The organism is Nitrosomonas ureae (assembly GCF_900108305.1).
Lineage (GTDB): Bacteria > Pseudomonadota > Gammaproteobacteria > Burkholderiales > Nitrosomonadaceae > Nitrosomonas > Nitrosomonas ureae_B.
In genome coordinates, this window is the sequence record NZ_FNUX01000015.1 from 1 (window position 1) to 20,738 (window position 20,738).

At 41.9% G+C, this 20,738-nt stretch carries 23 protein-coding genes and 1 tRNA gene; 19 read left to right on the plus strand and 5 right to left on the minus strand.

The window, feature by feature from the left end; translation table 11 throughout:
* Positions 1-185: 185 nt before the first annotated feature.
* On the minus strand, positions 186-1,826 hold the full coding sequence (traI, locus tag C4S39_RS09210) for a TraI/MobA(P) family conjugative relaxase (protein ID WP_103966732.1): 1,641 nt from the start codon (positions 1,824-1,826) through the stop codon (positions 186-188).
* 41 nt (positions 1,827-1,867) lie between these two features.
* The gene (traJ, locus tag C4S39_RS09215; protein ID WP_103966733.1) at positions 1,868-2,236 is read right to left on the minus strand and encodes a conjugal transfer transcriptional regulator TraJ; all 369 of its coding nucleotides are present in this window, start codon (positions 2,234-2,236) and stop codon (positions 1,868-1,870) included.
* A gap of 345 nt (positions 2,237-2,581) precedes the next feature.
* On the opposite strand from traJ, the gene C4S39_RS09220 reads away from it, so the two are divergent.
* From C4S39_RS09220 to C4S39_RS09240, 5 genes are all read left to right on the plus strand, one after another.
* Positions 2,582-2,905, plus strand: a complete 324-nt coding sequence (locus tag C4S39_RS09220) for a TraK family protein (RefSeq protein WP_103966734.1) — start codon at positions 2,582-2,584, stop codon at positions 2,903-2,905.
* Positions 2,905-3,636, plus strand: coding sequence for a nucleotide-binding protein (locus C4S39_RS09225; protein ID WP_103966735.1), 732 nt, complete (start codon positions 2,905-2,907; stop codon positions 3,634-3,636). Before C4S39_RS09220 ends, C4S39_RS09225 begins: the two co-directional genes overlap by 1 nt.
* Positions 3,633-4,061: a conjugal transfer protein TraM gene (locus C4S39_RS09230; RefSeq protein WP_103966736.1), complete on the plus strand. Its 429-nt coding sequence runs from the start codon at positions 3,633-3,635 to the stop codon at positions 4,059-4,061. Before C4S39_RS09225 ends, C4S39_RS09230 begins: the two co-directional genes overlap by 4 nt.
* Before the next feature lie 69 nt (positions 4,062-4,130).
* Complete coding sequence (locus tag C4S39_RS15815; protein WP_258039378.1) at positions 4,131-4,418, plus strand: excisionase; 288 nt, start codon at positions 4,131-4,133, stop codon at positions 4,416-4,418.
* Positions 4,349-5,452 (plus strand): Arm DNA-binding domain-containing protein, encoded by a 1,104-nt coding sequence (locus C4S39_RS09240; protein WP_374953026.1) that lies wholly within the window; start codon positions 4,349-4,351, stop codon positions 5,450-5,452. Before C4S39_RS15815 ends, C4S39_RS09240 begins: the two co-directional genes overlap by 70 nt.
* A gap of 23 nt (positions 5,453-5,475) precedes the next feature.
* On the opposite strand, the gene C4S39_RS09245 is transcribed toward C4S39_RS09240, so the two are convergent.
* The 3 genes from C4S39_RS09245 to nadB form a co-directional block, all read right to left on the minus strand.
* Positions 5,476-5,567: transfer RNA gene (locus C4S39_RS09245), tRNA-Ser, on the minus strand.
* Positions 5,568-5,657: 90 nt separating this feature from the next.
* Entirely contained in the window at positions 5,658-6,125 is a 468-nt protein-coding gene (locus C4S39_RS09250; protein WP_103966738.1) for an MEKHLA domain-containing protein, read from the minus strand.
* Between the two features lie 102 nt (positions 6,126-6,227).
* Positions 6,228-7,823, minus strand: a complete 1,596-nt coding sequence (gene nadB / locus C4S39_RS09255; protein WP_103966739.1) for an L-aspartate oxidase — start codon at positions 7,821-7,823, stop codon at positions 6,228-6,230.
* A gap of 275 nt (positions 7,824-8,098) precedes the next feature.
* Between nadB and rpoE the strand changes: the two genes are divergently transcribed.
* The 14 genes from rpoE to lpdA all read left to right on the plus strand — a co-directional run bounded on the left by rpoE (position 8,099) and on the right by lpdA (position 20,702).
* Positions 8,099-8,698 (plus strand): RNA polymerase sigma factor RpoE, encoded by a 600-nt coding sequence (gene rpoE / locus C4S39_RS09260; RefSeq protein ID WP_103966740.1) that lies wholly within the window; start codon positions 8,099-8,101, stop codon positions 8,696-8,698.
* A gap of 1 nt (position 8,699) precedes the next feature.
* Complete coding sequence (locus C4S39_RS09265; protein ID WP_103966741.1) at positions 8,700-9,248, plus strand: sigma-E factor negative regulatory protein; 549 nt, start codon at positions 8,700-8,702, stop codon at positions 9,246-9,248.
* Complete coding sequence (locus C4S39_RS09270) at positions 9,245-10,234, plus strand: MucB/RseB C-terminal domain-containing protein (RefSeq protein ID WP_103966742.1); 990 nt, start codon at positions 9,245-9,247, stop codon at positions 10,232-10,234. The genes C4S39_RS09265 and C4S39_RS09270 overlap by 4 nt, the downstream gene beginning before the upstream one ends.
* Positions 10,235-10,397: 163 nt before the next feature.
* On the plus strand, positions 10,398-11,813 hold the full coding sequence (locus tag C4S39_RS09275; RefSeq protein WP_103966743.1) for a DegQ family serine endoprotease: 1,416 nt from the start codon (positions 10,398-10,400) through the stop codon (positions 11,811-11,813).
* Positions 11,794-12,087: a glutaredoxin family protein gene (locus tag C4S39_RS09280; RefSeq protein WP_308457310.1), complete on the plus strand. Its 294-nt coding sequence runs from the start codon at positions 11,794-11,796 to the stop codon at positions 12,085-12,087. Before C4S39_RS09275 ends, C4S39_RS09280 begins: the two co-directional genes overlap by 20 nt.
* Before the next feature lie 102 nt (positions 12,088-12,189).
* Positions 12,190-13,986: a translation elongation factor 4 gene (gene lepA / locus C4S39_RS09285; protein ID WP_181023798.1), complete on the plus strand. Its 1,797-nt coding sequence runs from the start codon at positions 12,190-12,192 to the stop codon at positions 13,984-13,986.
* Positions 13,987-14,092: 106 nt separating this feature from the next.
* Positions 14,093-14,896 carry a signal peptidase I gene (lepB, locus tag C4S39_RS09290; RefSeq protein WP_103966745.1) on the plus strand — a complete coding sequence of 268 codons (804 nt, stop codon included), beginning with the start codon at positions 14,093-14,095 and terminating at the stop codon, positions 14,894-14,896.
* A 26-nt stretch (positions 14,897-14,922) separates the two neighbouring features.
* Positions 14,923-15,294, plus strand: coding sequence for a DUF4845 domain-containing protein (locus tag C4S39_RS09295; protein WP_103966746.1), 372 nt, complete (start codon positions 14,923-14,925; stop codon positions 15,292-15,294).
* A 13-nt stretch (positions 15,295-15,307) separates the two neighbouring features.
* Complete coding sequence (rnc, locus tag C4S39_RS09300) at positions 15,308-16,021, plus strand: ribonuclease III (RefSeq protein ID WP_103966747.1); 714 nt, start codon at positions 15,308-15,310, stop codon at positions 16,019-16,021.
* 45 nt (positions 16,022-16,066) lie between these two features.
* Positions 16,067-16,960, plus strand: coding sequence for a GTPase Era (gene era / locus C4S39_RS09305; protein WP_103966748.1), 894 nt, complete (start codon positions 16,067-16,069; stop codon positions 16,958-16,960).
* Positions 16,961-16,998: 38 nt separating this feature from the next.
* The gene (gene pdxJ / locus C4S39_RS09310; RefSeq protein WP_103966749.1) at positions 16,999-17,724 is read left to right on the plus strand and encodes a pyridoxine 5'-phosphate synthase; all 726 of its coding nucleotides are present in this window, start codon (positions 16,999-17,001) and stop codon (positions 17,722-17,724) included.
* Entirely contained in the window at positions 17,721-18,098 is a 378-nt protein-coding gene (acpS, locus tag C4S39_RS09315) for a holo-ACP synthase (protein WP_103966750.1), read from the plus strand. Before pdxJ ends, acpS begins: the two co-directional genes overlap by 4 nt.
* Before the next feature lie 2 nt (positions 18,099-18,100).
* Complete coding sequence (gene nagZ, locus C4S39_RS09320; RefSeq protein WP_103966751.1) at positions 18,101-19,153, plus strand: beta-N-acetylhexosaminidase; 1,053 nt, start codon at positions 18,101-18,103, stop codon at positions 19,151-19,153.
* A gap of 88 nt (positions 19,154-19,241) precedes the next feature.
* Positions 19,242-20,702 carry a dihydrolipoyl dehydrogenase gene (gene lpdA, locus C4S39_RS09325; protein ID WP_103966752.1) on the plus strand — a complete coding sequence of 487 codons (1,461 nt, stop codon included), beginning with the start codon at positions 19,242-19,244 and terminating at the stop codon, positions 20,700-20,702.
* Positions 20,703-20,738 lie beyond the last annotated feature (36 nt).

The window sequence follows — 20,738 nt, forward strand, 5'->3', positions numbered from 1 at the left end:
TCGACTTATCCACAGTGGTATAGTACGCTATACCACTATTTCACCTAGTCAAATTTCAATTAGCACAGGTGGTCAGTTTTCAGTTAGCAGCAACACAATAAGACACACAACGGACAATAGCCGGACGATAAGTGTGTCTTTTGTAATATTTCTGCTGTCTTTAGAATCAAAATTGGTTTTATTCATCAAAGACTCCTTCGGGTGGTGGAGGTGACGGATTGTTTTTGACCTACCGATTGCGCTCTACTTAAAGCATGCTGTTTCATTAACTGCTGACGATATTGTTCAAGCTCCTTGTCATCAAAAGTAATGCGCATTTGGTTTTGTGCTACGACTTGTGCTATCTGAAGGCGAAACTTTTCTGTCCCATTGATTGCCAGGTGGTTGCCGTACTTCTTCATGGCGACTTGTAAAATATCCACCAAGGCTTCGCGTGAGGTATCCGGCAGGACGATGAGTCGTTTGCCGTCATCGCGAATGGTGGTTGATCCTGCTTTATAGGTGACTGTGCCGATTTTGGTGATCGATTCAACAGAACTGTCTTTAATGAAGCCATCCTTGAAGTGGCTGTTAGCGATGGAATCATCATGGCTTTGCTCAGCCGACACTTGGTTACCCTTAAATTGACCGATTCTTCTGGATCGCAAAACAGCCAATGCTTCAGCATTACCAAGCTTGGCCTCAAATGCTAACCAATCCAGCCACCCCATTCTGGAATAATTGGCTTTAGAGTGCTGGTAGGCTTTCTGGTAATCGCTTTTGATGACTGCTATCGTTGTTTTGAACTGCTGATGAGCGGTTGCATAGAGCGCTTTTTTAGCCAATCTCCCAGCTGTGATGCTTTTAATGAGATTGCGCTTGAGTTTTGCTTCCCGTTTGGCGCGTTCAATTAATCGATCTCTGTTTTGTCGCAGCATGATCCATTGAGTAGTGCGCTGTCTGACGGAATCACTCTGTTCTTGTTGGTATCTCGTATAAAGCCTTGAAGTATCCAACCGGTTTTGCAATGGTTTTGGCTGATATTGTTTGGTGTAAGAATGTGAAGACTGTTCAGTATGTTTACTCTGTTTAAATGCACCTAGTCTTTGAGTTAAGTTGCCTTTGGATAAAGAGCGATCAACAGAACTCGCTTTGACGGCCACACCATTGTTGGCGACCAATACAAACCCGTTGCCACGTTCCTTGATTTCAAGGCCATGTGTTTTAAGCACCTCATGCAAATCCTGCCAGTTGTCCGTCTGCTTGATTTCAGTGAGTGCCTCACGCTTGATCCAGCTAAGCAAGCTCTCCACGCCTGTCCTGGTTTCAATTTCCTGCGTTACTCTGGAGGCTTTATCACTCACGGTTTCATGATTAACTTTTGTTAAACCATATTCCTGTTCGATTTGCTCGCAAAGCTTGGCTACTTTCTTATAGTCATAGTAGGGATTATGAATTGTGAGGTTCTTGGGGTGAATCTTATTGATCGCAATATGCATATGCAGGTTATTGGTATCATCGTGGACTACGCTGATGCGTTGATGACTGGCAAAACCCAAGACATCACAAAATCGCTCTTCAATGGCATTCAGATCAGCGTGCGGCAACCGTTCACCTTCAAGGAAGCTCAGTACCAAATGACAGGTTTTGTCTGATTTGGCACGCTTATTTATTTCCTGTGTGTTTTGTATTTCAATCAGCGCTGCTGTCTGATCGTCTGAATAACAGTTTGATACCTTGATCTGACTGACACGCTCACTCTTGTCTTGAGGGTCGGTCAGATACTGTATCAGCGCAGAGAAATTACTCTTGCGCACTGATTTGATGGGTATGATTTTAGCGATCATCGTATTTAAGCTGCTTAAGTCAAAAAGGACTATTCCGAAAGCTATTTTTTGAGCTTCATAATGACATCCAGCATCGTGATTTGCGTATCCCGGATACTGTCCAACGTCATATGCAGCTGTGACTTGCCAATTAATTTTGTGCGCTTGTCATTGGTGAGCCAAAGTTTGATCAAGCCACCCAACCTGCCAAGATCAGCATTGATTTTTAACAAAGCATCCACTTTCCGGTTATCTATAACACTGGGTACTTGATAACCCAGACCCAGATTGCGCAGGTACTCGGCAACGGGCAATCCGGCATCCGTTGCCTTGCTCTTTATTTCAGCTTCCTCGATTGGCAAAACAGGCACCCTGAGCTTCTTATCTCTTCTTTCTTTTTTGATTGTCTTGGGGTTCTTTTTGTCAATCATTTCAGTTTTCCTCGAAGAGCAAGATCAACGTTGAGCACAGAGTGCGAATAAGTTTGGGTGGAGATGGCCATCTCCACATATCTTGCCCGGTTCAGTGAGTTTCAAAAAATATACTAACACTATAATCGATGTTTGCAAATAGATTATTTTCGTTATATCATAATTTCAATCAGTATAAAAATACTTGAAAGAAGCTTTATTAAACTAAATAACAGTCACTTGGAAATAAAAAGAAAGAATAAGAAACTCAAAAAAATTGAAAACAGCAAAAAGAAACAGAAAGGAAAGTAAAAAATCAAAAAGCTGTTTGTACGCCAAGATAAATATTTTTGTGGAAATTGTGGGATGACTAAATCCTTATCAGATCGAATCGCACTGTATGCGGATAAAAACAAAAGTACCGGTAAGCAATTTTTACCGGCGTTCATCGCGTTGAAACCTGATATTGAACAAGCACTCAAGGATGGCTGGACGATTCGCCAGATCTGGAACATTTTGTACCAGGAAGAAAAAATCAAATGTTCTTATCAATGGTTTAGGACTTTGGTCAATCGACATATCTTTGAAGACAGAAAGCAGCATCCGCGAATTGATCAAGGAAAGTCAGCTGGGAATGGTCATGAAGGATTTCGTTTTAATTCTGCAACTGAAAAAGAGGAGTTGGTCTGATGGCTAAAATACATATGATTCTGCAAGGAAAGGGCGGGGTAGGGAAGTCGTTCATATCATCCACGCTAGCACAACATAAGTTTGCCAAAGGCGGCAATCCTTTATGCATTGATACAGATCCTGTTAACGCTACTTTTTATGGATTTAAAAAACTCAACGTTAAGCAGATTAATGTGATGAACAATGATGAGATTGATCCGAGAAAGTTTGATGATCTGATTGAACTCATCGCCAAAGCTGAAAATGACGTCATTATTGATAATGGCGCCAGCACCTTTGTGCCGATGTCACATTATCTCATCAGCAACCAGATACCCGCCTTGCTTTTGGATATGGGTCATGAATTGGTTGTGCATACCGTCATCACGGGTAGTCAGGCTTTGCTGGATACATTGAATGGTTTTGTGCATCTGATTAAGCAGTTTCCGAAAGAAGCGCTGTTCGTTGTCTGGTTAAATCCCTACTGGGGCGAGATCACCATGAATGGCAAGCAGTTTGAGGAAATGAAAGCGTATGTGGATAACAAAGGGCGAGTATCCGCCATCATCAGAATTCCGCACTATAAGCCCGAGACTTTTGGCAAAGATTTAAGTGAAATCCTGCAATCTAAATTTACCTTCGATGAAGCGCTGAAGAATAGTTCTTTGCCGGTGATGGTACGCCAAAGGTTAACGATTATCCGCAGACAGCTCTTCACCAACATTGAAAATGTGGCTGCGGTTCTAACATGAGTACCGACAAATTAGATGCGCTCATTGAACGAGTAGCATCAGAACATGGAATAGTTTTGTCGCAGGATGATCCGGTGTTGATGATGCATACGCTCAACGAAGTATTGCTGGAACAAAATGAAAAAGCCCATGCTGAGCTGTTAAGCAATTACCAGGCGATATTGGAAGAAAACTTTAATCGGTGGTGTGAATATTCGACCAAAAAATCCAATGCCATTATCAGTGCATCCATGAGTAATGCGCAATTAACACGAGACCAGTTCCTGGAAAGCTGTATTCAGCTGATCGATGAAAGGATTAAAAGCGGGGAGGGTCAGGAAACTTACGATCTAGCCAGAATTTCCAGGCAGGCGGCTATTATCAATTTACTGTCTGCCGTTCTGGTATTAGTTTCGGTGGTATTGGTCTTTGTAATTTTGAGTTAGAAACAAGATTTTTACATCAATTTAAAAAAATAATATGCCCTGAGAAAACTTTTACTGGCAGCAACACAGATGACCAGCGCAAACTACGTAACCATTAAAAAATTCTGTGAGGAAACAGGCTATACACCGGAGGCGATAAGCTCTAAAATTTATCGTGGTGATTGGTTATGTGGTAAAGAATTCACCAAAGCGCCGGATGGTAGAATTTTAATCAGCATCAGCGGGTATCACAAATGGGCAGAAACAAATATCCAGGCGTCACAGCGGGTAGCGCAACATCGATTGCCATCAGCTTCTACTATCGAGGACAAAAATGCCGCGAAAGGATCAGGCTGCAGCCCACTCCCTCTAACCTAAAACGAGCCGCTAATCACCGTGCCGCTATTTTGTTGGCCATAGAGAATGGTACTTTTGATTATTCTGTGACATTCCCGAATTCAAAGAATGCTCATAAATTTTCGCCCACACAATACACCGTTAGAACTTATCTCGCAGAATGGTTGGCAAATAAAGAACCAACGATCAAAGCAAGCACATTAAGAGATTATAGAAAAATCATACACAATCTAGTGATACCTCAGTTTGGTGAAATGACACTTCACATGCTGACTCGTGCAGATGTGCGTAATTGGGTGGCTAGTATGGATTGCTCGAATAAGAGGATTATTAACATCTTGAGTCCACTGCGAGCCGCCCTGCAAGACGCTCAACATGATGACCTGATACCGGTTAATCCGTTGTTTGGATGGACGTACAAGCGCAATGAACCGCCAAAAGAAAAGGCATACGTTGACCCGTTTAATGCAGAAGAGCAAGCGGCAATAATCAAAGCTGCTGCAGGATCAATAAAGAACCAGTGCATTGTGTTTTTTTGGACTGGGATGAGGACTTCAGAGCTAATTGCCTTAGAATGGGCGGATATTGACTGGAAACGGAAGAAAATAAAGATTAACAAGGCGCATACTTACGCTGCCAAGAACGACGAATCTACAAAAACAAAATCAAGCAATCGGGATATAGACATGCCTCCACATGTGGAGGCTGCATTGATCAATCAAAAGCTGCATACCCTATTACAAGGCGGGAAAGTCTTCTTAAATCCGCGCACCAGCAGACAATGGACTGGCGACCAACAAATCAGGAAAGGATTCTGGATTCCGTTATTGAAAAAAGCTGAAGTGCGTTACAGAAATCCGTATCAAACACGCCACACATTTGCATCAATGATGTTGTCGGCTGGCGAGAATATAGCTTGGGTATCTGCGCAAATGGGTCATTCTAATGTGTTAATTACAGCTAAAACATATGCTCGCTGGATTAACAATAATGAGCAACATGGGGCAAAGGCAGCCGAGATGTACGGGCAGCATTTGGGCGACATTGATAAATAGGCTATTGATTTTATGGTAAATAATGGCGGAGAAGGCGGGATTCGAACCCGCGGTACGGTTTAAGCCGTACACACGCTTTCCAGGCGTGCACCTTCAGCCACTCGGTCACTTCTCCAGGGTGCTAGCAAGCAGGGGGCAAAGAATAAACCAGTTCTTGGTTTCGGGCAAATTTGTTTTGTGTTGAGTAGATTTGAAGAAATTGAATTCAGTTCAAATATTTCCAATTGAAAAAAGTGGCGCCTTGTCCAATTGCTGTACCGTCAGGTTTGTGTATATTCCAAATGGTGGCTTGATCAACCAGAAAACGTTTTCCTGTACTGGAAATTCTTATGCCGTGATAATTGGAAATATAGCCTTGTATTTTAGCTTGTTCCAGCATGTGCGCACGTTCTTCGCGGCTGGGCGACTCGGCTGTGAGTCGCGAGGGCGTTCGTGTGAATTTCTGCCAATCCATGACCCATAAATTAAGGGCTGCCTGATTACCGTAATTTAATATGGGATCGCCTTCCGTGCCATGCGATGCCACAACAAACGTACTGTTGAACAGTCGCTCGGCTTGTGTCAGCGGCGTACCGCTACGGTCAATTAGTTCCAGCTTGATCCAGTGAGCATAGCTGTCGAGAAGGTATTGGCACCATTCTATAACGCCCGGATTGGTCCAGTGGATTTGCATTACTCATGAAGAGGTGGATAAAGAAGGTTATGAGTGTAACGCACGCGATTGTAAAATGACAGCTGTGCAGATCGAACGATTTCAGGCTTCGTTGGGAGTTACTTAATTTTCTCTTTTTAGCACCGTATTTTCTGCAAGTGGTAATGTATCAGGATAATCCTTGCTATAGTGCAATCCCCGGCTTTCATGACGCAGCAATGCGCACCGTACAATCAGATCAGCGCTATCGACTAGATTGCGTAATTCCAGTAAATCGCTGGTGACACGGAAGTTGGTGTAGTATTCATTGATTTCTTCGCGTAGTAGTTCAATTCTGTGTTGTGCGCGCTGCAATCGTTTTGTGGTGCGCACGATGCCAACATAATTCCACATAAAACGGCGTAATTCATCCCAGTTATGTGCAATCACGATTTCTTCATCGGCGTCTGTGACACGGCTTTCATCCCAATCCGGAAGTTTTTGCAATTCATTTGTGGGTTGACTGATAATGTCGTTTCCTGCAGTCTGAGCCAGCACTAAACATTCCAGGAGGGAATTGCTGGCTAAACGGTTGGCACCATGTAATCCGGTGTGTGCGGTTTCTCCGATAGCATATAGGTTGCTCAAATCGGTCTTGCCATGATTGTCGGTGATCACGCCGCCGCAGGTGTAGTGAGCGGCAGGAACCACGGGGATTGACTCTTTGGTAATATCGATACCTAATTTTAAACAGCGGGCATAAATTGTTGGAAAATGCTCTTTTAAAAAATTTTCAGGCTTGTGTGATATATCTAAATAAACACAATCCAATCCTCTTTTTTTCATTTCAAAGTCGATGGCACGAGCCACAATATCACGTGGAGCAAGTTCGCCGCGCTGATCGTGCCATGGCATGAAGCGTTCGCCATTGGGAAGTTTTAATAACCCACCTTCACCACGAACAGCTTCACTGATTAAAAAAGATTTTGCGTGAGGATGATAAAGGCAGGTTGGATGGAATTGAATAAATTCCATGTTGGCAATTCGACAACCCGCCCTCCAGCCCATTGCAATGCCATCACCGGTGGCTGTATCGGGATTGGTAGTGTAGAGATAAACTTTGCTGGCCCCTCCGGTTGCCAGCACGGTATTTTGTGCAGCAAAGCTCAGTACCTTATCTTTTTTCTTGTCAAGAATGTACGCACCAATGCATCGTTTATTTTGGTCTTTTGTGTAATCAGCTAATCTATCATCGGTTATCAGATCGATAGCGATATGATGCTCTAGAACAGTAATATTCGGATGTGACCGTATTTTTTGAATGAGTGCTTGTTGTACGGCTTTACCAGTAGCGTCACCACTGTGAATGATGCGTCGTGTGCTATGGCCCCCTTCTTGAGTCAAGTGATAGCCGGTTTCGCTTGTTTGGTCGCCGGTAAAGATTACTCCTTGAGCGATCAACCAATGAATCGCATCAGCCGCATTTTCGGTTACGAACCGTGTGATGTCCTCATCACATAAACCGCTCCCGGCAATTAAGGTATCTTGAACGTGTTGCGATGGAGAATCTTCATTCGATAGCGCCGCTGCTATACCGCCTTGTGCCCATGAACTGGCTCCAGATTCGGCAGTTTGTTTGGTTACAATACAGACTTTCTTGTGCTGCGCTAAACGCAGTGCTAGTGAGAATCCGGCTAATCCGCTACCGATAATGAGTGTATCGTAATTATTGTCAGTCATTAAGCTGGTCTTTATTTTTATGATTAGTAAATTGAATAATAACAGACTCAGAATACCTCAACCTGGATACATTCAGTTTAGTTTCATTGATTATGCTAAATCTAAATAGTGAACTAATCAGTAGGGTTAAGTGTCTTTTAATGCGATAGATATAGAATTACATAGTTCCCGAGATTCATTTGGATAGGTATACTTATTCATTTGTGTCATTATGGTGCCTATAATGGAACAAGAATAAGTTTAAATTCATTTAAAATGCTCAGGGATCAAGTTGTATGGGTGATCGGGAAATCGATCAGCAGCTGGTGGAACGAGTTCAAAGCGGGGATAAGCAAGCATTTGATCTGCTGGTGATTAAGTATCAGCGTAAGCTGGCTCGTTTATTGTCGCAATTTATACGCGACTCCGCTGAAGTTGAGGACGTTACGCAGGAAGCGTTTATTAAAGCATATCGGGCATTACCTTCGTTTCGAGGAGATAGTGCTTTCTATACGTGGTTATATCGCATTGGCATTAATACTGCGAAAAATTTTTTGGTATCTCAAGGGCGGAAATTGCCAACTTTGCAAGGTTTCGATAATGAAGATGCTGAAGACTTTGAAGATAGTGGTTTGCTAAAGGAAATGAATACACCTGAGAGTGAACTGATGAGTCAGGAAATTGCTCAAACGGTTAATCAGACATTGGATTCGTTGCCGGAAGAATTGCGTACAGCGATTGTTTTAAGAGAAATTGATGGGTTAAGTTATGAAGAAATTGCCAATATCATGAATTGCCCTATCGGAACTGTACGGTCGCGAATATTTCGTGCACGTGAAGCAATTTCAGAACAATTACGCCCTTTGTTAGGGACAAGTAAAGATAAGAGGTGGTAATGTGAAAAGTAAAGTATCTGCATTGATGGATGGTGAGCTTGATCAACAGGATGTTACCAATGTTATTGAAGCTATCAGAAAAGATGATGATTTACAGAACGAATGGAGATCTTATCATTTGATTGGCGATACACTCCGAAAGTCATCCCGCTTATCCATGAATATATCTTCCAGAGTCAGTCAAAAATTAATAACCGAACCCACAGTATTTTCTCCCAATGTAACAAGGGCAATTCAAAAACAGAAGTATAAGGTATTTACACTCGCGGCTGCTGCTTCTGTTGTTGCAATGATTTCTGCGGGTCTAATTATGAATAATTTGTATAGACCGCAGCAAATAACGATTGCTGAGCAATCGAATCAGGAAAATAACCTGATTGCCGCCCCCATTATGGTTTCATCTCCACCCTTAATCCATAATTATTCACATCCACCGGTTGAAATTAATGATTATTTGTTCGTGCATAGAGAGTTTTCTCCGGGAACTACGATGCGTGGACAAGCGAGCAATATTCATAACGTTGAATATCACGAAAGATATGGTAGATGATTAGTCGTCACAGTATTATCTCGTTGTTATGTTTTTTAGCATTTGATATTCAGGTTGTACTTGCACAGGAGTTACCCCGTTCGTCTGAAGGCGCGCTTGAGTGGCTGAAAAAAATGGCCGAAGCTCCTCGTCGGCACAACTACTCCGGGGTGTTCATTTATTATGCGGATAGTCATATAGAGGCATCACGCATTGTTCATAAAAATGATCAAGCTGGCGAACATGAAAGAATTGAAGTTTTAGATGGACCGCCGCGAATAGTTTTGCGTACTAACGATGAAATGAAATGTTATTTGCCAGAAAGCAAAAGAATATATACCGAGAAACGTTGGTTTCGTAAATTTTTCCCAGACATTCTTCCGCAGCCATTTGGTAACCTTGATGAGAATTATTACATCAAAGAAGTCAAACGGGAGCGCATAATCGATCATGAAAGCCAGATCATTTCTTTGATACCAAGAGATTCTTTACGTCATGGTCATCAATTCTGGATAGATACCCAAACAGGTCTGCTATTAAAAAGTGCTATCATGGACAGCGGTCAAATTATTGAACAATTTGCATTTGCACAGCTGGAAATTAACGGTGAAATTCAATCCGATTTATTGAAACCTAACTCATTCATGGCTCAAGATGGATGGAAGGTAACCAATTTATTGACCTCTGTCATCAGCGAAGGTGAATTAAAATGGCAGATTAATGACTTACCGTCAGGTTTTAGAAAATTAGTTGAAGTGAAGCGCAATTTGACTGAGAAACCAGTGTTTGTGGATCATATTGCCTTATCCGATGGACTTGCAACAGTATCTGTATTTATTGAGTCTATGGCAGAAGATACGCCAACGCCTACATCGGGTTTCTTTACAGATCGAGGTGCAATCAATATCTATGTGCGCGTGTTGGAAGGCAATAAAATCACTACAATAGGTGAGGCTCCGATGGAAACCATAAAATTAATTGGCGATTCTGTTATCAAGATTAATTAAGTCGTTTTATTTTATATATTTTACTATTACTTCTGAGAAGTATGACAGCAATAATTTTTATTTAACTTCATGATTTAAATTTGAATATTTATGAAAAATCATGATCATTAATCATGTATATCAGCATTTATTTTTATATAAGCGTACAGTAAGGATAAGAAGTATGTTTCAATTAATAATAATTCCATTCATTTTGTTTTTATCGGTAACCTTTGTCCAAGCCACCGAACTACCTGATTTTACCGGGCTAGTAGAGAAACATGGTGCTGCAGTAGTGAATATCAGTGCTGTACAAAACTTAAATGTGATGAATAATCAGGTGATTCCTGAAATTCCGGGGATTCCGGAGAATTCGCCGTTTTATGATTTTTTCAGAAGACATATTCAGCCTTTCCCCGGACCAAGAAAATCTGAACCTAAGTCGTTGGGATCAGGTTTTATTATTAGTTCGGATGGTTATATTCTGACAAATGCGCATGTGGTTGAAACCGCTGATGAGATAACCGTAAAGCTTAACGATAAACGTGAATTTGCAGCTGAAATTATCGGTACCGATCGTAAGACCGATATTGCACTGATTAAAATCAACGCTACTGATTTACCTGAAGTCACACAAGGGAATCCAGAAAATCTTAAGGTAGGTGAGTGGGTGGTAGCAATTGGTTCTCCATTTGGTTTTGAACATAGTGTTACAGCGGGAATCGTGAGTGCTAAAGGGCGTTCTTTGGCACAGGAAAATTATGTTCCATTCATACAAACTGATGTTGCAATTAACCCAGGAAATTCAGGCGGGCCATTGTTTAACATGAAGGGTGAAGTGGTTGGAATTAATTCTCAAATTTATAGCCGTACGGGCGGATTTATGGGGCTGTCTTTTGCGATACCGATCAATGTCGCCACTGAGATTGCTGATCAGCTAAAGATTGGCGGTAAAGTAAGTCGGGGAAGAATTGGTGTAATGATTCAGGAAGTAACTAAAGAATTGGCGGAATCTTTTGGGCTAGCGGATAGTAAAGGAGCCTTAGTCGTTTCTATTGAAAAGGATGGCCCTGCGGGGAAAGCCGGGGTTCAAGCTCGTGATATTATTCTGAAGTTCGATGAAAAGGACGTTTTAACATCTTCAGATTTGCCCCGTATAGTGGGCAATACCAAGCCAGGCTCAAAAGTAGCCATTCAAATTTGGCGGGATGGTGCTTTAAGAACAGTTAAGGTCGAAGTTGGAGAAACGCCTTCTGATGAAGAATCAGAAAACCGCAAACTTAAGCAAAGCAAAAAACCGAATACTTCTAATCGTCTAGGGTTGGCATTAAGTGAGGTTACCGATGAGCAAAAGAAACAGCTGGAGATTGCCAATGGTTTACTGGTTGAAGACATGCAGTCCGGTATTGCCAGTCGAGCAGGAATTCGTATCGGAGACATTATCCTGGGATTTAACAGTAAAGACGTAAAAAGTGTCGCGCAGTTTGATGAACTGCTCAATCAAGTTAAAAGTGGAAAAAATATAGCCTTGCTTGTAAAAAGAGGAGATATCGCAACTTTCATTACAATGAAACTCTCCGATGATGACAAAGAAAATTGAGTCTGGTCCTTTTTGCACTGATCAAACACGGGAACTGATGATCTATGGTCGAGAAGATTGTCACCTTTGTCAAGATATGATACTTGCTCTGCAGAATTTGCAGCAGCAATTATCATTCGATTTCAAGGTTATTGATATTGATTCCGATCCAGATCTGGTTGCGCGCTATGGAGAAAAAATTCCAGTATTGATTTCATCACTTACCAATCAAGAGATTTGTCATTATTTTCTTGATTTAGCAGCTTTAGATGATTATCTTGGTAGATTTCGTTAGAATGCTGCCTCTATAATTGCCAATATAATATTAAGTTTTCAGCTTGGCTAGTAGATGAGTTTTTAGAGCTCTGCTGGAAATATACTCTCTATTTTTTATATCCTGATGCAGCATATCCGTAATTTTTCCATCATTGCCCATATTGATCACGGTAAGTCAACGCTGGCGGATCGTATTATTCATCTGTGCGGTGGTTTATCCGATCGTGAAATGGAAGCGCAAGTATTAGATTCTATGGATTTGGAGCGTGAAAGAGGCATTACCATCAAAGCCCAAACAGCGGCATTGCGCTACAAAGCAAAAAATGGCGAAACTTATTTGTTGAATTTGATTGATACACCGGGACATGTTGATTTTTCTTATGAAGTTTCGCGTTCTTTAGCTGCCTGCGAAGGCGCGCTTTTGGTCGTTGATGCTTCCCAAGGCGTTGAGGCGCAAACGGTTGCCAATTGTTATACAGCGATTGAGCAAGATGTTGAAGTTGTTCCAATCTTAAACAAGATTGATCTTCCAGCTGCTGATCCGGAACGTGTCATCAGCAACATTGAAGAGGTAATTGGAATCGATGCGCAGGATGCGGTCAGAATCAGTGCAAAAACGGGGGAAGGTATAGAAGATGTTTTAGAAGCTTTGATCGCTAAAATACCCGCACCGAAAGGTGATCCGGGTGCACCCTTAAAAGCCTTGATTATTGATTCCTGGTTTGACAACTATGTTGGTGTCGTGATTTTGGTCAGAGTGATGGACGGTACGGTAAAACCTGGTGATAAGATACTGCTGATGGCCAGCAAAGCTGTGCAGTTATGCGAGCAGGTGGGGGTGTTTGTGCCAAAATCGGTCTATCGTGATTCGCTCGGCGCTGGCGAGGTGGGTTTTATCATCTCGGGCATCAAAGAATTGGATATAGCAAAGGTAGGAGATACCGTAACTTCTGCAATTCATCCAGCGGCAAATCCCCTCCAAGGTTTCAAAGAAATAAAACCACAAGTGTTTGCCGGTTTATATCCCGTAGAATCCAATCAATATGATGCGCTGCGTTCAGCATTGGAAAAGCTGAAATTGAATGATTCGTCACTGCATTTTGAGCCGGAAGTATCTCAAGCATTGGGTTTCGGCTTTCGTTGTGGTTTTCTTGGGTTGTTGCATATGGATATTGTGCAGGAACGGTTAGAGCGCGAATATGATATGGACTTGATTACGACAGCCCCCACTGTTATTTATCAAGTACTGATGCGTGATGGTACGGTGATTGAGATTGAAAACCCGTCAAAAATACCAGACCTGTCAAAAATTGCAGAGATTCGCGAACCCATAATTACTTCAACTATTATTGTGCCGGAAGAATATGTTGGCGCAGTGATCACCTTGTGCGTTAGTAAACGTGGAAATCAAGTGAATATGCAGTATATGGGTAAACAAGTCATGCTGACCTACGAAATGCCGCTTAATGAAGTTGTTATGGATTTTTTTGATCGGTTGAAATCCACCAGTCGCGGTTATGCTTCTTTGGATTATGAATTCAAAGAGTTCCGTGCTTCCGATTTAGTAAAGCTGGATATATTGATTAACGGCGACAAGGTCGATGCGTTGTCTTTGATCATTCATCGAAGTAGCAGTCAGTATAGGGGGCGTGAATTAGTGCAAAAAATGCGTCAGTTAATTCCTCGTCAGATGTTTGATATTGCCGTGCAAGCTGCAGTGGGCGCTCATATTATTGCGCGCGAAACAGTCAAGGCATTACGAAAGAATGTGTTGGCAAAATGCTACGGTGGCGATATCTCGCGTAAACGAAAGTTGCTGGAGAAACAAAAAGCAGGTAAAAAGAGAATGAAGCGGGTTGGCAATGTGGAAATTCCACAAGAGGCGTTTCTGGCAATTTTGCAAGTTGATAATAAATAATAATGATGAGCAGAAAAAAATTTTTTCCGCAGGGATTCAGGTTGAACTTTAACGCGCACATAATAATTCAAAATAGCACCTATCGTGCACAATCAAAGGAAATTGCATGAATTTTCCATTGATACTTTTAATTTTGCTTGTAATTACCGGCAGTATTTGGTTATTAGATACTATTTTCTGGAAAAAAAAGCGCGGACAGAATGAAAATGAACCATGGTGGATCGAATATCCCAAAAGTTTCTTTCCTATCATTTTGATTGTTTTTAGTTTGCGTTCTTTCGTCATTGAGCCATTTAAAATTCCATCAGGTTCAATGCTACCTACATTATTGATAGGCGATTTTATTCTTGTAAATAAATATATCTATGGTATAAGGCTACCAGTCATTAATAAGAAAATTTTGGAGATGGACGAACCCAAACGAGGGGATGTATTGGTTTTCCGTTATCCAGAAGATCCATCAATTGATTACATCAAACGAGTGGTTGGCATTCCGGGTGACGTTATTACTTACCATAATAAACAGTTAATTATTAATGGGGAAGTGATAAGAATGGAATACGAAGGCGACTATAAATATGTCGAATCCGGGTTGGGATATATTTATTCCGATCGTTATTCGGAATATCTAGCTGACGAAAGTCATTCCATTATTATTAGCCAGGATATTAAGGGTATTCAGTTTTCGAACGTTCGGCAATTTGAATTCCGTGATAACTGCAAGTATCGTCGTACCGGGTTTACTTGTGAAGTGCCGGCTGGAAATTATTTTACCTTGGGCGACAATCGTGATAGCAGTAGTGATAGTCGTTATTGGGGGTTCGTGCCTGAGGAAAATATTGTCGGTAAGGCATTCATGATTTGGTGGAATTTTGGAGATCTTAGTCGTATCGGGGTGTCGATTAAATAATAAGCTTTTTTCTATGAGGTGGGAACGTGAATTATCACAAGATGTCACGGAGACAAAAAGGTATTGGTTTAGTCAGTTTATTAATGTGGTCCGTGGTTCTGGTGTTAATTGTTATCACTAGTCTGAGAATTGTGCCGGCTTATATAGAATACTCAGCAATTAAAAAAAATCTATCGGCCATTGCTAAAGATACAGGTTTGCAAAATACGAACCTAAACCAAATAAGACTAGCATTTAGTAGACGCGCTCAGATTGATGATATTAAGTCTATTAGTGGTCAAGATATTAAGATAAATAGAGAAACTGGACGAGTTATTTTGAGCGCCAGCTATACAGCAAAAATTCCGCTATTTTCCAATGTGTCTTTAAGCATTGATTTTGAAGCAGTGAGCGACTAGTACCTGAAAGATTATGCAAGATGGGACAATATCAAATAATACCCGACAGTTACTGGATATATTCTGTGAACGTCTTGGATATTGCTTTACTCAATTCCAATTACTGCAAACGGCATTAACTCATCGAAGCCACAGCACTCCTCATAATGAACGTCTTGAATTTCTGGGCGACGCGATATTGAACTGCGTAATCTCGGGAATAATTTATAAGCATTTTCCAGAATTGCCAGAAGGTCACCTGTCCCGACTTCGCGCCAATTTTGTGAATCAAAAGGCATTGTCGAGCATTGCGCTTAACTTGCAAATGGATAAGCTGGTTAGATTAGGTGAAGGTGAGCTAAAAAGCGGTGGCTATCATCGCCCGTCGATTCTTGCGGATACTTTTGAAGCCTTGTTGGGCGCTATTTATCTGGATAGTGATTATGCGCAAGTGGAAACAGTGGTTATGGCGATCTATTTACCTCTGATACAAAATATTGATCTTAAATCACCCGCTAAGGATCCTAAAACTTTATTGCAGGAATTTTTACAAAGCCAGAAGCTATCATTGCCAGAATATCTAGTGGTTACAACCAGCGGTAAAGCGCATAAACAAAAATTCAAAGTAGAATGTGTAATATCCTCATTAAATATTCGAACTGCAGGTGAAGGTACCAATCGCCGGAGTGCCGAACAAGTAGCTGCAAAATTAGCCTATGAAAAAATTTGTCTGCACCACACGCACTAAATTAATAGTGTTTAATAAGCTAATTACTACCCATAACGCCTTAGAATGACCCTTCATGCCAATTTTCGTACTGGTTACGTAGCAATTATCGGTCGCCCCAATGTAGGTAAATCGACTTTATTAAATAAGTTGGTGAAACAGAAAATCAGCATTACATCAAAGAAAGCGCAGACAACTCGTTTCAGAATTAACGGTATTTTGACGGATAAACAGACGCAATTTGTTTTTGTTGATACGCCCGGTTTTCAAACACACTATACCAGTGGCTTAAATGCCGCGATGAATCGAGTGGTGACCCAGAGTATGCGCGAGGTGAATGTTATATTGTTTGTCATTGAGGCGATGTGCCTTGATCAACGCGATATTGCGGTGCTCAGAATTCTACCTGCGAATGTTCCGATTATTTTAGTGGTCAATAAAATTGATAAATTGGCAGATAAGAATCAGCTATTGCCATTTCTGAGTGAAGTCGCTCAAGTAGTTAAATTTTCTGACATCATACCGGTGAGCGCGATGTATAAAATCCAGCTAGCAGAGCTTCTCAATACTATTCGTAACTATTTGCCTGTTAGTGAACCTTTGTATGATAAGGATGAAATTACAGATCGCAGTGAGCGTTTTCTTGCCGGAGAATTTATTCGTGAAAAATTATTTCGCCTGGTTGGTGATGAAATTCCTTATTCGACCAGCGTTGTGATTGATCAATTTAAGTTGGAAAATCATCTGCACAAGATTTATGCCACTATCCTGGTTGATAAACCCAATCAGAAGGCAATTATTATTGGAAAGAAAGGTGAAAAGCTTAAGCAAATAGCAAGCCAGGCACGAAAAGACATGGAATTATTGTTTGGGGAGAAAGTGTATCTGGAAGTTTGGGTTAAAGTTAAAAGCGGTTGGGCTGATAGTGAAAGTGTGCTAAGAAACCTAGGGTATGAATAAATCATTAAGAATTATTGGCGTCTTGGGGATCTCAGAGAATGATTGAATTAGGTGTCAATATTGATCATGTGGCGACATTACGGCAAGCGCGCGGAACAAAATACCCGGACCCGATTGAAGCGGCATTGATCGCCGAATCTGCCGGAGCTGATGCGATTACTTTACATTTGCGCGAAGATCGGCGGCATATTCAGGATCGTGATGTGGAAATTTTGCGTAACCGGTTGACGACTAGAATGAATCTGGAAAGTGCAGTGACCGATGAAATGATTAATATCGCACTTAGAATAAAGCCCTGCGACATTTGTTTAGTGCCTGAGAGACGTGAAGAATTAACAACTGAAGGGGGGCTCGATGTGGTGAAGCATTTCGATCAGATCAAGCGTGCATGTCAAAAATTGGGAGACGCGGGGATACGTGTTTCATTGTTCATTAATGCTGATGCGCTGCAAATTGATGCTGCAGCTCGAGCAGGTGCACCTGTTATCGAAATCCATACCGGCAGCTATGCTGATGCACATTCATTTGAGGCGCAGAAAAAGCATTTTCTTGAGGTGCAGGAAGCCGTTGGTTTGGGTCGATACCTTGGTCTGAAAGTTAATGCCGGGCATGGTTTGCATTATGAAAATGTTCAGGCCATTGCAGCCATTCCTGAAATTTCGGAATTGAATATTGGACATGCAATTGTTGCCAGAGCTATTTTTGTTGGTTTTAAACCTGCCATACAAGAAATGAAACAGCTGATGCTCGAGTCGCGTAAATGATTTATGGTATTGGAACCGATATTGTCGAATCAGCCAGGATTGCACAATCGGTGAGTCGTTTCGGCGAGCGCTTTGCACGGCGTATATTGACCGATAGCGAATTGCAGGAGTATCAAACGAGCAGTAAGCCAATACTTTTTCTTGCTAGTCGCTTTGCTGCTAAAGAAGCGTTATCCAAGGCGATGGGTACAGGTTTACGGCACCCGGTAAATTTGACATATATCACGATTACTCACAATGGTTTGGGAAAACCATTTTTCCAATTTCACCCTGAACTCAATCAATTACTTTTCGACCAGGGAATCACGCAACATCATCTTTCTATTAGCGATGAAGTAAATATGGTCTGTGCTTTTGTCGTATTGGAGAAATAATCGTGCCGCTGGGACCAGTGATGCTCGATATTTCCGGAACACAATTATCTGGGGATGAAATCAAGAGGCTTTTACATCCCCTCACAGGAGGTGTTATTCTTTTTACCCGAAATTATGCAAACCATCGTCAATTGACTGAATTGACGCAGCAGATCCATGCGTTACGAAGTCCGCATTTGCTGATTGCAGTTGATCATGAAGGCGGGCGTGTTCAACGTTTTCGGGAAAACTTCACAAAACTGCCTGCAATGCGTGAGTTGGGAAAAATTTGGGACAAGCAATCGAGCCGAGCCCGGCACTTGGCTAAACAGATTGGTTTCGTGTTGGCGGCTGAGTTAAATGTTTGTGGCATCGATTTCAGTTTTACACCGGTGTTGGATCTTGATTATGGGAAAAATTTTGTGATCGGTGATCGTGCCTTCCATCATGATGCCGGCGTTGTTTCGGACCTGGCGTATAATTTGATGCTCGGGCTTAAGAAAGGCGGTATGCCGGCAATAGTAAAGCATTTTCCGGGGCACGGTTATATTCAGGCTGATTCGCATTTGGAAAAATCAATTGACTCACGTCGATACACTGAGATTGAGGCGGGCGATTTGGTTCCATTTCAACACATGATTGATTCGGGGGTGGCTGGGGTAATGCCAGCACATATCATCTACCCGGAAATCGATTCCAAACCTGCCGGATTTTCGAGAATCTGGTTACAAAACATTTTACGTAAAGAATTACGATTCGATGGTTGTATTTTCAGTGATGATTTAAGTATGCGTGGCGCCGGAGACTATTTGGAATCCATGCTTTCACGTGCGCAAGCCGCACTTGATGCGGGTTGCGACATGATATTAATCTGCAATAATCCTGCAGGGGTGGACGAAATCTTACATGGATTGCATTGGGAAATGTCAGCGACAAGCCTTTCCCGGCTGGCACGTTTGCATGCCAGAAATAATATCGGTTCGATAATGAAATTGCGTGAAAATGGAGATTATGTGCAGGCAGTGCGTGAAATCAGCATTATTGGATGTGAAAGTGGCGAGTTGCCGTTGCAGTAAATTCGTATTTATTTTTCAAAGTAAACTATGTGCAACCTATTTTGTTTTAAAATTACCTCTTAACAAAAATTTCACATAAGGTCTAATTATGTTAGAAACATTCGATGTGGCAATTATTGGTGCTGGCCCGGGCGGTTATGTTGCGGCAATTCGTTGTGCGCAGCTGGGATTAAATACGGTTTGTATTGATGAGTGGAAAAATTCAAAGGGTAAAGCCAGCCTTGGCGGGACCTGCCTGAACGTCGGCTGTATTCCTTCCAAGGCTTTACTGGAATCTTCTGAGAATTATTTCAAGATTCAGCACAAAATTTCCGCACATGGAATTTCTGCAGAAAATGTTTCGGTAAATATCCCGGCCATGATCGCGCGCAAAGACAAAATTGTCACCACGTTTACCGCCGGCATTGCTTCATTATTCAAAAAGAATAAGGTTAAGTCGATGCATGGCAGAGGAACGTTGTTGAATCGGGAGGGATCTGCTCATGCCTGGAAAATAAAAGTTGACAATGGCGATACTACTGAAACAATCGAGGCAAAGCATGTGATTGTAGCAACTGGTTCGATACCGCGGCAATTATCCTTTGCACCAATCGATAATGAGATGATTCTGGATAATGCCGGTGCTTTAGCCTTGACGGAAGTACCTAAGCGGCTGGGAGTCATTGGCGCAGGGGTGATCGGACTTGAAATGGGAAGCGTATGGCGCAGATTGGGTGCCGAAGTCACTATTCTTGAAGCAATGCCCGGATTTCTGATGGCGGCAGATGAACAAATCGCTAAAGAAGCAAAAAGTATTTTCGCCAAAGAACTTGGTTTGCAAATCAACACCGGTGTCAATATCAAATCGGTTAAGGTATCCGGTAATTTCGTAGTGGTGAGTTATGGTGATTCCAACAATCAGGAACAGGTCATGGAAGTTGACAAACTGATTGTAGCCATTGGCCGCATTCCCAATACTATTGGATTGGGTGTGGAAGAGAATGGTTTGTCAGTAGATGAGCGTGGATCTATTATCGTTGATCAGAATTGCCGGACGAATCTGACCAATGTATATGCAGTAGGCGATGTAGTTCGCGGGCCTATGCTGGCGCATAAGGCATTCGAAGAAGGCGTGGCTGTTGCGGAAATGATTAAACATCTTGAAACAAAGCAGACTAGTGTAGATGAGGCAGTAGATTTCAATACGATACCCTGGGTTATTTATACGGCGCCAGAAATTGCGTGGGTAGGAAAAAACGAACAGGAATTAAGAGCAGCTGGCATTGCTTATAAGGCTGGCCAGTTTCCATTCATTGCGAATGGACGGGCACGTGCCATAAATGAGACCAGTGGATTTATAAAAATTCTGGCTGACGAGAAAACTGATCGTGTGCTGGGTGTGCATATGATTGGTCCGCATGTTTCGGAACTTATTTCAGAAGCGGTCATGGCGATGAAATTTTCAGCCAGCAGTCAGGATATCGCCTGCATTGTTCATGCTCATCCATCTTTATCAGAAGTTTTTCACGAAGCCGCACTTGGCGTGGATAAGCGTACTTTGCATATTTAATGATTTATAGTCCGGTACTACTTATCCAAGCACATC

What these genes read in the sequence shown, in the direction of transcription:
- traI (WP_103966732.1), bottom strand. Translation starts at nt 1,826, where the DNA reads ATGATCGCTAAAATCATACCCATCAAATCAGTGCGCAAGAGTAATTTC.
- traJ (WP_103966733.1), bottom strand. Translation starts at nt 2,236, where the DNA reads ATGATTGACAAAAAGAACCCCAAGACAATCAAAAAAGAAAGAAGAGAT.
- C4S39_RS09220 (WP_103966734.1), top strand. Translation starts at nt 2,582, where the DNA reads ATGACTAAATCCTTATCAGATCGAATCGCACTGTATGCGGATAAAAAC.
- C4S39_RS09225 (WP_103966735.1), top strand. Translation starts at nt 2,905, where the DNA reads ATGGCTAAAATACATATGATTCTGCAAGGAAAGGGCGGGGTAGGGAAG.
- C4S39_RS09230 (WP_103966736.1), top strand. Translation starts at nt 3,633, where the DNA reads ATGAGTACCGACAAATTAGATGCGCTCATTGAACGAGTAGCATCAGAA.
- C4S39_RS15815 (WP_258039378.1), top strand. Translation starts at nt 4,131, where the DNA reads ATGACCAGCGCAAACTACGTAACCATTAAAAAATTCTGTGAGGAAACA.
- C4S39_RS09250 (WP_103966738.1), bottom strand. Translation starts at nt 6,125, where the DNA reads ATGCAAATCCACTGGACCAATCCGGGCGTTATAGAATGGTGCCAATAC.
- nadB (WP_103966739.1), bottom strand. Translation starts at nt 7,823, where the DNA reads ATGACTGACAATAATTACGATACACTCATTATCGGTAGCGGATTAGCC.
- rpoE (WP_103966740.1), top strand. Translation starts at nt 8,099, where the DNA reads ATGGGTGATCGGGAAATCGATCAGCAGCTGGTGGAACGAGTTCAAAGC.
- C4S39_RS09270 (WP_103966742.1), top strand. Translation starts at nt 9,245, where the DNA reads ATGATTAGTCGTCACAGTATTATCTCGTTGTTATGTTTTTTAGCATTT.
- C4S39_RS09275 (WP_103966743.1), top strand. Translation starts at nt 10,398, where the DNA reads ATGTTTCAATTAATAATAATTCCATTCATTTTGTTTTTATCGGTAACC.
- C4S39_RS09280 (WP_308457310.1), top strand. Translation starts at nt 11,794, where the DNA reads ATGATGACAAAGAAAATTGAGTCTGGTCCTTTTTGCACTGATCAAACA.
- lepB (WP_103966745.1), top strand. Translation starts at nt 14,093, where the DNA reads ATGAATTTTCCATTGATACTTTTAATTTTGCTTGTAATTACCGGCAGT.
- rnc (WP_103966747.1), top strand. Translation starts at nt 15,308, where the DNA reads ATGCAAGATGGGACAATATCAAATAATACCCGACAGTTACTGGATATA.
- era (WP_103966748.1), top strand. Translation starts at nt 16,067, where the DNA reads ATGACCCTTCATGCCAATTTTCGTACTGGTTACGTAGCAATTATCGGT.
- pdxJ (WP_103966749.1), top strand. Translation starts at nt 16,999, where the DNA reads ATGATTGAATTAGGTGTCAATATTGATCATGTGGCGACATTACGGCAA.
- acpS (WP_103966750.1), top strand. Translation starts at nt 17,721, where the DNA reads ATGATTTATGGTATTGGAACCGATATTGTCGAATCAGCCAGGATTGCA.
- lpdA (WP_103966752.1), top strand. Translation starts at nt 19,242, where the DNA reads ATGTTAGAAACATTCGATGTGGCAATTATTGGTGCTGGCCCGGGCGGT.